Source organism: Variovorax gossypii, from assembly GCF_003965815.1.
Lineage (GTDB): Bacteria > Pseudomonadota > Gammaproteobacteria > Burkholderiales > Burkholderiaceae_C > Variovorax > Variovorax gossypii.
Genome location: NZ_RXOE01000001.1, coordinates 498,554 through 512,901, shown reverse-complemented (window position 1 = coordinate 512,901; position 14,348 = coordinate 498,554). Strand labels below are relative to the sequence as shown.

The 14,348-nt window shown below is 67.8% G+C and carries 10 protein-coding genes; 7 read left to right on the top strand and 3 right to left on the bottom strand.

Annotated features, from left to right (window positions below):
* Positions 1 to 63 precede the first annotated feature (63 nt).
* From EJP69_RS02350 to EJP69_RS02340, 3 genes are read right to left on the bottom strand one after another with little or no spacing between them, the layout of a single operon-like run.
* A complete protein-coding gene (locus tag EJP69_RS02350; RefSeq protein ID WP_126468590.1) occupies positions 64 to 2,871 on the bottom strand; it encodes a DUF6493 family protein in 2,808 nt (935 codons plus the stop codon).
* Positions 2,868 to 4,238, bottom strand: coding sequence for an SWIM zinc finger family protein (locus EJP69_RS02345; RefSeq protein ID WP_126468589.1), 1,371 nt, complete (start codon positions 4,236 to 4,238; stop codon positions 2,868 to 2,870). Before EJP69_RS02345 ends, EJP69_RS02350 begins: the two co-directional genes overlap by 4 nt.
* Positions 4,235 to 5,149, bottom strand: coding sequence for an alpha/beta hydrolase (locus tag EJP69_RS02340; protein WP_240652068.1), 915 nt, complete (start codon positions 5,147 to 5,149; stop codon positions 4,235 to 4,237). The genes EJP69_RS02345 and EJP69_RS02340 overlap by 4 nt, the downstream gene beginning before the upstream one ends.
* A 141-nt stretch (positions 5,150 to 5,290) precedes the next feature.
* Between EJP69_RS02340 and EJP69_RS02335 the strand changes: the two genes are divergently transcribed.
* From EJP69_RS02335 to EJP69_RS02305, 7 genes are all read left to right on the top strand, one after another.
* Entirely contained in the window at positions 5,291 to 6,427 is a 1,137-nt protein-coding gene (locus EJP69_RS02335; RefSeq protein WP_126468587.1) for an iron-containing alcohol dehydrogenase, read from the top strand.
* Positions 6,428 to 6,611: 184 nt separating this feature from the next.
* Complete coding sequence (locus EJP69_RS02330; protein WP_126468586.1) at positions 6,612 to 8,954, top strand: type VI secretion system Vgr family protein; 2,343 nt, start codon at positions 6,612 to 6,614, stop codon at positions 8,952 to 8,954.
* Positions 8,955 to 8,966: 12 nt separating this feature from the next.
* Entirely contained in the window at positions 8,967 to 9,401 is a 435-nt protein-coding gene (locus tag EJP69_RS02325; RefSeq protein WP_093195105.1) for a hypothetical protein, read from the top strand.
* A 7-nt stretch (positions 9,402 to 9,408) separates the two neighbouring features.
* Positions 9,409 to 12,063 carry a DUF2169 family type VI secretion system accessory protein gene (locus tag EJP69_RS02320; protein ID WP_126468585.1) on the top strand — a complete coding sequence of 885 codons (2,655 nt, stop codon included), beginning with the start codon at positions 9,409 to 9,411 and terminating at the stop codon, positions 12,061 to 12,063.
* On the top strand, positions 12,060 to 13,172 hold the full coding sequence (locus EJP69_RS02315; RefSeq protein WP_126468584.1) for a pentapeptide repeat-containing protein: 1,113 nt from the start codon (positions 12,060 to 12,062) through the stop codon (positions 13,170 to 13,172). The genes EJP69_RS02320 and EJP69_RS02315 overlap by 4 nt, the downstream gene beginning before the upstream one ends.
* Entirely contained in the window at positions 13,169 to 13,915 is a 747-nt protein-coding gene (locus EJP69_RS02310; RefSeq protein ID WP_126468583.1) for a DUF3540 domain-containing protein, read from the top strand. Before EJP69_RS02315 ends, EJP69_RS02310 begins: the two co-directional genes overlap by 4 nt.
* 18 nt (positions 13,916 to 13,933) lie before the next feature.
* Positions 13,934 to 14,320 (top strand): DUF4150 domain-containing protein, encoded by a 387-nt coding sequence (locus EJP69_RS02305; RefSeq protein ID WP_093195101.1) that lies wholly within the window; start codon positions 13,934 to 13,936, stop codon positions 14,318 to 14,320.
* Positions 14,321 to 14,348 lie beyond the last annotated feature (28 nt).

The following is a 14,348-nucleotide window of genomic DNA, read 5'->3' as shown; positions in this document are numbered from 1 at the left end:
TCCGGAATAGTTGGTGGAATCGAAGGATGGAAATGGATTGCGGCAATCCGAAGCGCCCAGGGCTCAGGCCGGCGAGGCCGGGCCCAGGGCAAGCAGGTTCTTTTGTACCGCACGGCCCTTGCCGCCGAGCTTGAGTTCTTTCAGCAGCCCCAGCGTGGTCGGGGGCAGCGCACGCTGCGAGCTCAGTGCGATCTCGAGCAGCAGCTCCATCAGCGCGGCCAGGTCCTTGGGGGGATTTTCGGCGTCCGCCGCGAGCATCTCGCAGAGAAGGTCGAAGACCGGCGCGGCCAGTCGGGCATCGGCGCGCACCGCCGACTGCAGGCTCTTTCCGTAGCGCTTGGCCATCGCGAGCGATGAAGCCAGCAGCGCGCGCATCTGCGCCCCCAGCGCCGGCACGTCGAGCCGCGCTTCGGTGAAGGCATGCACGAGCGCATCGACGGCAAGCGCCGTCTGACCCGGCTCCTTGCCCGCAAGAGCCAGTGCCTGCAACAGCACCGCCATCGGCTGCGAGGCGGTGACGGGTACCGTGGGGTCGAGCAGCGGCACGAGGTAGGCGCGGTTCTGCCACTGCGCCTCCCACCAGTCGAGGTTGTTGCCGATCTCTCGACAGCCGGCCGCGAAGAAGCTCTCCAGCGACGACGGCAGCACCGTGGCTGCGTAGCGCAGCAGGGCTTCGTCGTAGTCACCCTCGATGCCGGCGCGGCGCACCGCGACGAGCGCGTGCGGCGTGTCCTGATGTACCGCGACGGACGCCAGCAGGAAGTCGTGATGAACGTAGGTCTTGCCGTCGTAGGTGGAGCTTCGTGAACTCACCGACCATGTGCAGCGGGCTGCGCTCGCGCCGTTGGGGCCGACGTCGCCCAGGGCCGCCAGCACGCGCGAATCGTCTCCGCCCGGGTGTCGGATGCGCGCGGCAGCCGCGAACAGGGCCTCCTGTGCCTGGTCGGCCTTGGCCGGAATGACGATGCCGTCCTCGCCGAGCGCATGGCGCAACGCCCGCACCAGGGGAACATCGGCCAGCCGACGGGCCTTCTCCCGCAAGACCGCAGCACCTTGCCCCTGCACCGGGGCCAGCCGCAGAAGCCCCCTCACCTGCTCTCCCAGGCTCGGTTCCGCGCTGCGAGCCTGATACGCCGCGACGCGCTCGACGAACACCGCCGCATCGATGAAACCCCGCGCATGCGTGGCCGACGACAACGGTGCAAGGCACCAGCCTTTTGCGGCCTGATTGACGAGATCGTCGATACGCAAGGCCAGGAACTCGTCGGCCTGCGGCTTCTGCAAACCGAGCCGGCGCGGATCGTCGCGCAGGTCGGGCAGGCGCTCCCCGCTCGTGACGAAGACCAGCAACCGCGCCAGCCGGGCCGGCACCTCGCTGCGCAGCAGCTTTCGGGCTCGCTTGACCACGGGCGCGCACTGCTTCACCAGCGCTTCCGGCAGCGGCGCCATGCGCACCAGCGCCTCGACGACGCGCTCCAGCTCATCGATGTCGTTGGAGTTCTCGAGCACGAAGGCGATACGTTCGACCAACTCGGCAGGCTCGGTGATCGGCACGAGCGCACGGCTGGCGTCGAGCGGGTCCGTCGGGCCGTCTCCCGTAGCTTCTGCCGGAGTCTGCTCGACGACCACCGGCACCATGGCGAGCGCGGAGGCATCCCCGAGCAGCGCCGCAAGCGCCGGCCGGTTGACCGCCGCCACGCTGTCGACGTACGCCGCCAGCTCATTGCGCGCCGCGTCGTCCACGCCCCAACCCTTGAGCCGCTCGATGATTTTCTTCTGCAGGTCGGCCGCCTCGTGCACCAGCCCGCACAGCACCACCGCCGAGGCTTCATGCGCCAGCGAAGGTTCGCGCTTGACTGCGGCCTCCGCCAGCTTCAGCGCGGCCTCGACCTGCGACTTGGCACTGGCATGGAACGCCGGGCGCAGCGCGGGCAGCAGCGATGCTCCGTCGACGTGCCCCGCCGCCTGCAGCGTTTTCAGTGCACCGAGTGCCAGCGCGACAGTCGGCGGAATGCGGCTCTGGCACAGGCCGAGGTAGCGCGCAGCAAATGGCGCCATCTCCTCGGCGTCGGGCGCCAGCGTGTCGTGAAAGCGAGAAAACCAGCCCGCGCGAAACTGGGGCCAGTCTTTCTCCAGCGTGCCCAGCGTCTTCTCGAGCAACTGCGCGCGTGTGAATTCGCCCCGCGCCACGCCGTCCATGAAGATGTACGACCAGGAGTTCTTCGGCGAGTGGTTGTACTTGTCGACCGCGGACAGGTTGTGCTCGCCGGTGCCTTCCACGTCGAACAGGCGGAGCACGGCCTGGTACAGGCCGGGGTCGCGCTCGAAATGCTGGTCCATGGTGGTCAGGCGGGAAAGCGCACGCGGCAGGGCCATGAGGCCGATGGCGTATTCATCGCCTTGCGGGCGATCGATCAGCCCCGCCGCGACGAGGTTCTGCACCGGCATGATGTGGGCCGCGAAGGCTCGCAGCCCCGCCTCGGCTGCCTGCTGCAGCGCGGCGCGCCAGCCGGCGGCATCGATGCCGAAGCGCTTGCACAGCGCCAAGACGGTTTCCTGGTCGAGCGCGACCCGCAGGCTCGCATGGTCGAGCAAGGCCTTGGGCTCCATGCACACGACCACGGCAGCCTGCAGCGCGCGGTACTGCGCGGCCTGGGCCTCTCCGCCCCACTGGCGCGCGTACGGGCTGCCCTGCCAGTGGCTCGATCGCATGATCTGGCCCATCTTCTCGAGCGATTCGCCGCAAGCCTTGCGACCGGCGGCGGGCATGGCCTCCAGGCTCGCGAGCGCCGCCTCGAAGTCGCCTTGGTACACCGCCTGCTCCAGTGCGCCCTCCGGCACGAATGCCGGCAGTTCCTCTGCATTTCTCACTGTCCGCCTTCCGCCGCGAAGGCCGTCGCCTCCACCGCCAATACATGCTTGCAAGGGCCGCGCTCGCCCTGGTGCTTGGCATACCAGGGACAAGTGCAGCGCAGCTCCCCATCGATCTCCCGAACGCTGTACGCAGTGCCCGAGCTGTTCACCTGCGCCTCGACCGGGCTGGTCTTGGCGATGGTGACGGCGCCGCGCGCCATGAGCTCGCGCGCATCGGCCAGCCGCGGATGCATGTCCTCGACCGAAGACAGGTCGAACGGCAGCACGCGGTGAAAGTAGCGGCGCTCGACCACATCGAAGCCCACCAGGCCGGAGGCGCCGAGGATGCGCAGGCTGTCTTCCACGCTTGCCTCGGCGATGTCCAGCGTACGCGCCAGCGCCGGTGCGTCGATCAGTGCCTGCCAGTTCAGCTGCGCCCTCACCTGCGACACCGCGCGTTCGTCGTCCATGCGCATCAGCGCGCGCAACGCCTGTCCCTCGCCCGAGAAGCCGCGCCAGGGCTCGGCGCTGAGCGCCAGCGTGAGCCGCGCGCCCGGAAAATTCAGCACCCATGCACTGGCCTGCTGTGCTTCGTCGGCATGCACGGCAAGGCTCCGAGCCTTGGGCAGCAGGGCCTCGAGCACGCGCAGCCGGCTGGTGTCGGTCACGCGCACGCCTTGCGGATGCGGGCGGGTCGTGGTGAAGGGACCTTTCGGCGACGGCACCACCCAAAGCGGCGTGCGGCTGGTGGATGCCTTGGGCAGCGTGCGGAGGAAGCGCAACGCCTCCAGCCCCTTGAGCTCGAAGCGGTGCCGCATACCGGCCAGGTACGACTGCACCTCGACCATGCCGCGCAGCCAGCGCAGCGGCAGCGCCACCTTGCGCTCGACCACCTCGCTGTCGCCAGATTGCAGCGTCAGCGCATCGCGCCCGACCGAGAGCGCAAGCCCGTCGGCGTCACGAAGCCGGGCCAGCGCGGCGCGCATCGGGGCATTGAAATCGACATTCGTCGTGCCCTTGCCCACCACCTGCCCGTCATAGGAGTCGGGCAGCAGGTCCACGCGCACATAGCAGCTGCAGCATGAGGAAAAGCCTTCGAAGCGCAGCAGCTCGCCGCCGGCCGTGACCACCGGATCGGCCAGCGCGATGGCGCGCGCGACGCTGTTGGCGGGCGTGAAGAAGCGCGAGCCGACCACCAGGTGCACGGCACTCAGCAACTCGGCGCACAGCCGGGGCTGAAGCAGCCGGCCCTCGAAGAAATGCGGATGCGCCGCGCCGCCATCGGCCTGCGGGCTGGAGGTCGCGAGGCTCAGCCGCGGGCCCGACGGCTCCGCCAGCGCGGCCGATGCGTGCGCGTACCGGTAGGCATGCGCGACCGCGCTCAAGGCTGCAAGGCCTCCCGCAGGGCCCGGGCCGCATCGTCCTGCGCCTGCAACGCTTCGGGAATGGCGCGGCCCATCTTGATGAATTCGTGGATCACGCCGCGATAGATCTCCAGATCGACCTGCACGCCCACCGCGCGCAGCTTGTCGGCGTAGGCGATGCCTTCGTCCACCACCGGATCGCACTCGGCCAGCCCGATCCAGGCCGGAGCAACGCCGTCGACGTCGTCGGCCAGCAGCGGCGCGAAGCGCCAGTCGTCGCGGTCGGCCGGCGTGTTGACGTACTGCGAGAAGAAGAAGTCGATCATCGCCTTGGTCAGCAGCGGGCCGTCGACATGGCGCAGGTGCGAGGCGGTGTCCTGGTGCGCCGTGGTGCCGGGGTAGATCAGCATCTGCAGCGAAAGCGGCAGGCCCGCGTCGCGCGCGAGGATGGCGCACACGGCCGCGAGCGTGCCGCCCGCGCTGTCGCCGCCCACGGCCAGCCTCGACGGGTCGAGGCCGAGGCTGGCGCCTTGCTTCGCGATGAACTGGAAGGCGTCCCACGCATCGTTCGACGCCGTCGGGAACTTGTGCGCGGGCGCCAGCCGGTAATCGATGGACATCACCGCGCAACCGCTCTTCGCGCTCAGCACGCGGCACAGCGTGTCGTGCGTGCGGATGTTGCCAACGGTGAAGCCACCGCCGTGGAAGTAGATGAGCACCGGCAGCACAGCCGATGAAGGCGCGTACAGCCGCACGGGCATCGCATATCCGTCGCGGGCCGCGATGGTGAGGTCTTCGATGCGCGCCAGTTCAGGCTTGGGCACCTCGAGCACGCCGGCGCCTTTTTCGTAGGAGGCCTTGGCCTCGTCGGGAGTCTGCCGGTCGAGCGGCGGATGGCCGGCACGTGCCATGCGTTCGACCACGCTGGCCATCTTCGGCGTGAGCCGCGTGCCGGACGGTGTTCCGGGCGCGACAGCGGCAAGGGTTTCTTTCGTGTGCAAGACTGATCGCTCTTGTTAGATTTGGCTGGTCGGCAATCGTACTGCCCCGGGCTCCCCGAGGCCTTCATCCCCATGGCACTCATCCAATACCTCACACAGATCCAGTTCGAGTTCGGCGCGATCAAGCTGCTGTCGGCCGAATGCGCGCGCATCGGCATCAACCGTCCGCTCATCGTCACCGACGCGGGCGTCCGCGCGGCCGGTGTGCTGCAGAAGGCGCTCGACGCCATCGCCGACCTGGAAGTCTCGGTGTTCGACCAGACACCCTCCAACCCGACCGAGGCATCGGTGCGCGCGGCCGTCGAGCTCTATCGCAGCGGCCGCTGCGACGGCCTTATCGCCGTGGGCGGAGGCTCCGCCATCGACTGCGCCAAGGGTGTCGCCATCGCGGCCACGCACGAGGGCCCGCTCAAGACCTACGCGACCATCGAGGGCGGCTCGCCGCGCATCACCGACCGCGTGGTGCCGCTGATCGCGGTGCCCACCACCAGCGGCACGGGCAGCGAAGTGGCGCGCGGCGCGATCGTCATCGTCGACGACCATCGCAAGCTCGGCTTTCACAGCTGGTTCCTGATGCCCAAGGCCGCCATCTGCGACCCCGAGCTCACGCTCGGCCTGCCGCCCCGGCTCACGGCCGCCACCGGCATGGACGCCATCGCGCACTGCATGGAGACCTTCATGTCGGCCGCGTTCAATCCTCCCGCCGACGGCATCGGCCTCGACGGACTGGAGCGCGCATGGGGCCACATCGAACGCGCGACGAAGGACGGCAGCGACCGCGAGGCGCGCCTGAACCTCATGAGCGCATCGATGCAGGGCGCCATGGCGTTCCAGAAGGGGCTGGGCTGCGTGCACTCGCTGAGCCACAGCCTGGGCGGCGTCGATCCGCGCCTGCATCACGGCACGCTCAACGCCCTCTTCCTGCCCGCGGTGATCCATTTCAATTCGGGTGCCGAATCGGTGCAGAAGGAACAGCGCCTGCAGCGCATGGCGCAGGCCATGCACCTCGATTCGGCCGGCGACCTGGGCGACGCCATTCGCGACATGAACGCACGCCTCGGCCTGCCCAAGGGCCTGGCCGAAGTGGGCGTGACGCCCGCGATGTTCGAGCAGATCATCGACGGCGCCATGGCCGACCACTGCCACAAGACCAACCCGCGCCTGGCCACGCGCGACGACTACAAGGCCATGCTCGAAGCCTCGATGTAAGGCTCGCGTAAGAGGCCTGTAAGGGCTTCTTCTACACATTGTTTCAGTGACCGTTCCGAGGGGTGTTTCAGAGGGAAAAGTAGCTCTCCGACACCCCTCGCGTCATTTATGTGACATAAGGGATTTCTAGACTGTCACCGAAGGTTTCCCAGCCGCGGAAACCCAAGGGTCAGGGAAGTTCCGAATGCAGCGTACCGTCCAAGTTCACACCGTCCTGAGCTCAGAACAGCTCAAGTTCCGCTCGATGCGGGGACAGGAAGGACTCTCCCAGCTCTTCGAGTTCGAGGTGGACATGGTCAGCCCCAGTTTCAGCCTCGATCTGAAGCAGCTGCTCGGCACCTCGCTCACGCTGGAACTGGCCGACGAAGGCGGCCCGCGCTTCCTCAACGGCACCGTGGTGCGCTTCGAACTCGTGGGCCGCGCCAACGAAACCGGCCGCCACTACATCTACCGCGCGCTGGTGCAGCCGTGGCTGTGGTACCTCACGCGCACCACCGACTGCCGCATCTTCCAGAACAAGAGCGTGCCCGAGGTGCTCGACGAGGTTCTGGGCAAGTACGGCTTCCAGTTCGAGAAGCGCCTCACGGGCAGCTACGCCGCCCAGGAATACTGCGTGCAGTATCAGGAAAGCGACTTCTCCTTCGTAAGCCGTCTCATGGAGCACGAAGGCATCGGCTACCACTTCGAGCACAGCAACGGCTCGCACCTGCTGGTGCTGGCCGACGACTCGGGCAGCTACAAGCCGCTGCCCGGCCATGCGAGCATCGCCTACCGCCCGCGCGACCGCGTGGTCAACGCGCTGGAGCCCTGCATCGACCAGTGGCGGGTGTCCGAGCAGATCACCTCCGGCCGCGTGATGCTCGACGACTTCGACTTCAGGAAGTCGCGCGCCTCGCTGCAAAGCGTGCAGCAGGACCCGAAGCCGCACGAGCATTCGACCTACGAGGTCTACGAATGGCTCGGCGGCTACACCGAGCACCAGCAGGGCGACGCCTACGCCAGGATTCGCCTGCAGGAGTTGCAGTGCGCGCACGAGCTGGCCTCGGGCCACACCAACGTGGTGGGCATGGCGCCGGGCTACCTGTTCCAGATGACGCATTGCCCGCGCGAGTCGGACAACCGCGAATACCTCGTCACCGAAACCCGCTACGACCTGCGGGAGCCCGAGTACTCCTCGGGCGGCAGCAGCGAATCGGTGTGCGAGTTCGACTTCACCGTGCTGCCCTCCTCCGTGCCCTATCGTCCCGCACGCAACACCCCGCGCCCGCGCACCAACGGCCCGCAGACCGCCACCGTGGTCGGCCCCGAGGAAATCTGGACCGACCGCTTCGGCCGCGTGAAGCTGCAGTTCCGCTGGGACCGCTACGGCCAGTCCGACGAGAACAGCTCGTGCTGGGTGCGTGTATCGAGCAGCTGGGCCGGTGCCAACTACGGCACCATGCACATGCCGCGCGTGGGCCAGGAAGTGATCGTCGATTTCATCGGCGGCGAACCCGACCGCCCCATCATCACCGGCCGCGTCTACAACAGCGACCAGATGCCTCCGTGGGAACTGCCCGCCAACGCCACGGCCAGCGGCATCCTCACGCGCTCCAGCTCGGGCGGCGCGGCCAACCAGGCCAACATGCTGCGCTTCGAGGACCGCACGGGCGCCGAGCAGATCCTGCTGCATGCAGAGCGCAACTTCGACGTGGAAGTGGAAGCCGACGAGACGCACACCACCGACGGCACCCGCACCACGCTCATCAAGGGCCACGAGTCGGCCACGTATCAAGATGGCGAGACGCGCGACATCACCGCCGGCGCCAAGGAAACCATCACCGGCGGCGACACGCGCAGCGTGACGGGCGGCTTCACCGAGACCGTGACCGGCGGCGTGAACCAGACCCTCTCTGGCGGCAAGACCCGCATGCTCAGCGGCGGGCTGAACGACACCATCACGGGCGGCGTGCAGCTCGCCATCACCGGCGGCTTCCACGGCACCATCGACGGCAAGGAGATCCGTTTCGTCAGCGACGGACGCAACGACACCATCAACACGTCGAACGACGTGCTGGTCAACGGCCCCTCGACCACCACGGTCACCGGCCCCACGGTGCACACCTCGCCCGATGTGACGTTCAACACGACGAACCACATCCACAACACGACGCAGCACGTCATCAACACCAACGTCTACAACACGACGTCGAACACCTACAACAACCTGACGGTCAACTACACCAACAACTCCGCCACCTACACCAACAACTACTCCAAGAGCAGCGACTGGAGGTGGTTCCGTCTGGGCGGCACCGGCCTGAACATGGACGTGTCGGGCATTTCGCTGGGCGTGCTGGCAGTGCGTTCGATGGCCATGGGCGTGCAGGCGCAGGCCATCGGCGTGAAGCTGGAGGCCGTGGGCGCGGAGTGGAAGAACAAGGCCATGTCGCTGGGCGATGCCGGTGCGCTCATCCAGCTCGTGGGCACGGAGATCAAGACGGGCGGTCTGCGCGCCGGCATCCAGGCGCTCAAGATCCTGCTCTGAGGCGTAGACAAGGTGCTCGATATCGTTCTGTGGGGAGTGTTCGGCATCGTCAGCCTGGGCGTGATCGCGCTCGCCGCAATCGTGCTCGCGGTGGCGCTGATGAGCCATCGCGCCTATTCCGAGGAAGGCCGGCTGTGGCAGCAGCTGCAGGCCGACGGGCGCCCGCTGCAGGGCGTCGCGGTTTCCCTGATGCGCTCGCCCAGCGGCTACTCCCGGCGCGGCCCCGTCGGGCAGCGCATGACGGCCGTGCAACTGGGCGTCGCCTATGTCGATGCCGCCGGCATCGAACAGCAGACCACCTTGCGCACCCTCATCGACGAGGACCTGCTGGCTCATTTCTCGGCGGGCCGGCCCGACATTCATCTGCTGCAGGACCCGCAGGACCCGTCGCGGCTGGCCATCGACCGCAGGCATACACCGCTGGTGATCCGCGGCGCAAGGCGCTGATCCCGCTGTGAAAACCATCAAACCCCTGCGCCTGAGCGTCCTGACACGCCCCTTCCTGCGCGCGCAAAGCGAGCAAAGCCAACGTCTCGCACTCACCGTGATCGGCATGCACACCCTCGGCGAAGGAGGCGTGCTGCTGCCGGAGACGGAGCTCTGGAAGACCGTCTCCACCGAATTGGGAAACCAGTCCGCGATCGATCTCGGCATTCCCAAGCTGCGGCCCGAGTTCCTGGTGAGCGGCCAGGCCTACACCTGCCACCAGCAGGACAAGACACGCTGCGCGGTCGAGCTGCGCGTCGGCGGCCTGCGGCGCCAGTTCCTCGTTTCGGGCGACCGCTACTGGCTGGATGGCCGTGCCACCGAGCCGCAGGCTTTCGACACCATGCGGCTGGACTGGCAGCACGCGTTCGGCGGTCCCGGCTTTGCCGCCAACCCCGCGGGCATCGGGTACGCACTCGAGATGGTCAATGGCCTGCTGGTGCAGCGGCTTCCCAATGTCGAACGCCCGGGCGACGGCATGGACCGTCCCGACCGGCGTCCGACTCCGGCCTGCCCGGGTGCGATGGACGTCGATCTGCCCGAGCGCCTGAAGCTGCTGGGAACGGACTACGGCGACCGCTGGCGCGAGACGCTCTACCCCGGCTTTGCGCGCGACATGGACTGGCAGTTCTTCAACAGCGCGGCCCCGGAGCAACGCTGGAACGACGAACTGTCCATCCCCGCGGCCGCGCCCTACGAGATCTGGAACATGCACCCGGAGCACACGGTACTGCGCGGGCGGCTTCCGGATCTGCGCGCACGCGGCTTCGTGGCGAGAAAGTCCGCGCCGCCTCTCGCGCTGGAAGAGGTGCCGCTGCGGCTGACCACCGCCTGGTTCTTCCCGCACCTGGCGCAGGTCATGCTGATCTTCCACGGCGAGACGACCATCGTCGAGGACGATGCCGCGGACATCACGCACGTCATGCCGGCGATGGAGGCGGCCGACAGCCCGCCGCGCCCCCTCTCCCACTACGAGAAGGTCTTCGAGAACCGCTGCAACCTCGAGAAAGGCGCGATCCATGCGTTTCTCGACGAGGAGCTGCTGCCGGCCTCGGCCATCGGCCCCTGGCTGGACCGGATCGACGCGCGCGAATCGATCCTGGCAAGGAACATCAAGGATAAGGGCGAGCGCCTGCGAGCCGAACTGACGGCGCGCGCCCTGGAGGCCGGCCACAAGCCGCGTTACTTCCGGGAACGGCCCCTGCCGAAGCCTTTCGACAAGATGCCCACGCTGGCCGAGCTGCCCGAGTTCATCGACAAGACCCGCGCCTACCAGCGCGAACAGGAACGCAAGCTGGAGGAAGCCAGGCAGGAAGTCGCGAAGGCGGCGCGGGACAACGCATCCGAATCGCGCAAGGCGGGCTTCGACAGCGGCCGGATCATCGAGGAAAGCCAGAACGCGCAGCTCAAGGGCCCGCCGAAGTTCGACGCCGAGACGATCCTCCAGGGGCTGGCCGGCATCGCCGCGGCCACGGGTACCCCGGCCATGAGCGCCGCCGAGCACGCCGAGCTGCAGGCCGTCGGGCAACGGGGCCGCAAGGACATGCTGACGCTGTACCGCATGGGCGCGCACCACCAGGCCGCTGCCGACCCGATGGCCGCCGAACAGAATGCGCAGGCGCGCGAACGCGTGCTCGCCGCCATGGCCGCGGACCGCGATCTGTCGGCCATGGACCTGACGGGCTGCGACCTGTCGGGCCTCGATCTGCGGGGCGCCCGCATGCACCAGACCTTGCTCGAAGGCGCGCGCCTCCAGGGCACCCGCCTGGATGGCGCCGACTTGAGCCAATCGGTGCTGGTGCGCGCCGACCTGCGCCAGGCCTCGCTGACGGGCTGCAACCTGGAGCGTGCCAACCTCAGCCTCGCCCGCTGCGAGAACACCAACTTCGCGCAGGCCCGCTTCGAGCGCACGCAGATGGAAAAGCTGCGCCTCGACGGCTGCTGTCTCGACGAGGCGAAGTGGAGCCATCTGTTGCTGCAGGGGATCGAGCTCGCGGGTTGCAGCCTGCGGCGCGCCGACCTGAGCTACGTGAGCATGGCCGAACACTGCCGGCTGGCGCGCTGCGACTTCGGCGAGGCGCGCCTGGAAAAGGTGCTGTTCGTGCAGGCCGAATTCGAGTCGGTTGATTTTTCCGGCGCCACCGTCGAAGCCTGCAGCTGGGCCCACACCCCGCTGCACAAGGGCACCCGGTTCCGGCGAGCCTTGCTCAAGACGACCAGCTTCGTCGGCACTACGGATCTCCGCGAGGCCGACTTCGAGGACGCCACGCTGGTGCACTGCACCTTGCGCGAACTGCCGCTCGACGGCGCGAACTTCAGGCGGGCCACGCTCGATACCTGCGATTTCTCCTCCGCGTCGCTCAAGGGCGCGGACCTGCGCGCGGCGGCTGCGCCCGACAGCCTCTTCATCCGCGCCGATTTCACGCGAGCCTCCCTGCGGCTCGCCAATCTCATGAATGCCAACCTCCAGAAAGCCTGCCTGGTCGATGCCGACCTGGGCGAGGCCAACCTGTTCCGCGCCGATGTCGCCCAGGTTCTCATCAGCCACGGCACGATCACCCTGGGTGCCCACATCGAACAGATGAAGACACTGCCCCGGCGCGCCGAGGCAGGCAGCGCGTGAACGCCGAGACGCTGGCAGCCCAGGTCCGCAACGGCGAGCCGATCCGCGAGAAGGACTTCAGCAACATGGACATGAGGGGCATCGACCTGCGCGGCGGCGTGTTCAGTGAATGCAGCTTCCAGGGCGTTCAGGCCGATGCCGCGCTCCTGGGCGAATCCCTCTTCGAGAAATGCCGCTTCGACCAGGCGCAGCTGCCAGCGGCCGAACTCACGCGCGCCGCCTTCCACGAATGCAGCCTGCAGGATGCGGTGCTGGACGCGGCATCCATGCCGCATTCGGTGTTCAGCGGCTGCACCCTGCCAGGCGTTCGATTTGATGGAGCCTTCATGGACCAGGCGAACTTCCATCAAAGCAAGCTGCACGACGCCTGCCTGGACCGCGCCAGCCTCGAAAAGGCCGTGTTCTCCGAGTGCGACCTGACGGGCGTGTCCTTCAACGAGGTGGCCTTCTCGTCGACCATCTTCTTTCGCGCAAAGCTCACAGGCACACGCTACGCCGGAGCCAGCTTCACGAACGCGATCTTCAGCGAGGCGGACCTCGCGGGGCAGGACTTCTCCGGGCAGCAGTTTCACCTCTGCCAGTTCATCGATGCGGTGCTGACGGCGTGCCGGTTCCACGATGCGCGCCTCACGCAGTGCAATTTCAAGGGTGCCGATCTGCGCAACGCGGTGCTGGCGGAGGCGCAGGCCATGCAGTGCCTGTTTCCCGAGGCCGATCTGCGCGGCGTCGATGCGCGGCGCGGCCACTTCCAGCACAGCATCTGGGTCGACGCCCATCTCGACGGCGCGGACTTCTCGCAGGCGCAGCTCGAGCAAGGCGTCTTCCATCGTGCGCACTGCGGACAGACGACATTCGCCGGCAGCCGCCTGGACTACGCCGATTTTTCCTATGCCTCGCTGGTCCAGGCCGACTTCCGCGATGCCGCTTTCCTGCGCACCGTGTTTCATCGCGCCGACCTCGACGGTGCCAGGTTCAGCACCCGCCTGGGTACGCTGGACCGGGACCCTGCGCTGCACGAAGCCGAGAAGGTGGCGCTGCAGCAGCCCGAGCGCGCATCCCGCCTGGACCGCGACATCCATGGCCGCCGGCCCAAGAAAGAAAGCCCATGACCTCCACCCGGAACACCCACGGGACCACGGCCGGCGAGACGATCGCCACCGCAAGCGATGCAACGCAAGGCGTGCTGGATCCGCTCATGCAGCGCCCTTCTCATGCAGGCCGCGCGGACTCCGGCACGCGAATCGCCACTGTGATCGCCAGCGACGCCGACCTCTGGTTCGATGTCGACCTCGACGACGGCCAGGGATCGCTGCGCTGCCGGCGCGTCGCCAGTTGCCTGCTGCTGCCCGCGCCGGGCGATACGGTGCTGATCACCTCGACCCGCCAGGGCGACAGCTTCGTCATCGCGGTGGTCGCCCAGGCCGACCCGCGGCAGGCGACGCTGGCCGTGGACGGCGACCTGACGCTGGTGTCGCGCTCGGGTGGCATCCGGGCGCGCAGCGCCGGCCCCATGGCACTGGAGTCGGACACCTCGATCGCCATGCAGTCGCCCGAGTGGCGCACCCAGGCCCGGCAGGCCCATTGCGAGATCGGCGAGATGGACTACCAGGGCGGACACATCCGCTTCAGCGTGCTGGTGTCGCACTTCGTCGGCCGTGCCTGCGAGGTGGTGCTGGACCGCTTCAACCTGCTCACCCGCTCGAGCTTCCGCCTGACCGAGGAGGTGGAACAGGTGCGTGCCGGCCAGCTCGACATCGAGGCCGAGCAGACCCTGCGCCTGCATTCGAAGAACACGCTGCTGACCAGCAAGGGGCTGGTCAAGGTCGATGCCGAACAGATCCACATGGGCTGACCCGAAGGAGCCGTTGCCATGTTTGCCAATGCACAGATGATGGGCGTTGACCTCGCCTTCCCCGACGTCTGCAAGACGCCGCCGGCGCTGCCGATTCCCTACCCCAACTTCGCGCTGGGGCCGACCGCCATCCCCAACGCCTGGAACATCCTCTACGGCGGCACGCCCGCTCACAACCTGGCGACCACCACGCCCATCACCAACGGCGACAACGCCGGGGTGCTGATGGGTGTGGTTTCGCAGACGGTGATGGGCCCCTCGCGTCACATCACCGGCGCGTTCACCGTGCTGCTGAAGGGCACGCCGTGCACGCGCATGACCAGCCTGTCGGTGCAGAACCGCTGCAACATCATCGGCATGCGGATCGTGCCGAGCCAGTTCAAGGTGCTGGTGCTGGCCCCCTGACTCTTGGCCTTGGCGCCGGGGGCGCTGC

What these genes read in the sequence shown, in the direction of transcription:
- EJP69_RS02335 (WP_126468587.1), top strand. Translation starts at nt 5,291, where the DNA reads ATGGCACTCATCCAATACCTCACACAGATCCAGTTCGAGTTCGGCGCG.
- EJP69_RS02340 (WP_240652068.1), bottom strand. Translation starts at nt 5,149, where the DNA reads ATGGCCAGCGTGGTCGAACGCATGGCACGTGCCGGCCATCCGCCGCTC.
- EJP69_RS02310 (WP_126468583.1), top strand. Translation starts at nt 13,169, where the DNA reads ATGACCTCCACCCGGAACACCCACGGGACCACGGCCGGCGAGACGATC.
- EJP69_RS02305 (WP_093195101.1), top strand. Translation starts at nt 13,934, where the DNA reads ATGTTTGCCAATGCACAGATGATGGGCGTTGACCTCGCCTTCCCCGAC.
- EJP69_RS02330 (WP_126468586.1), top strand. Translation starts at nt 6,612, where the DNA reads ATGCAGCGTACCGTCCAAGTTCACACCGTCCTGAGCTCAGAACAGCTC.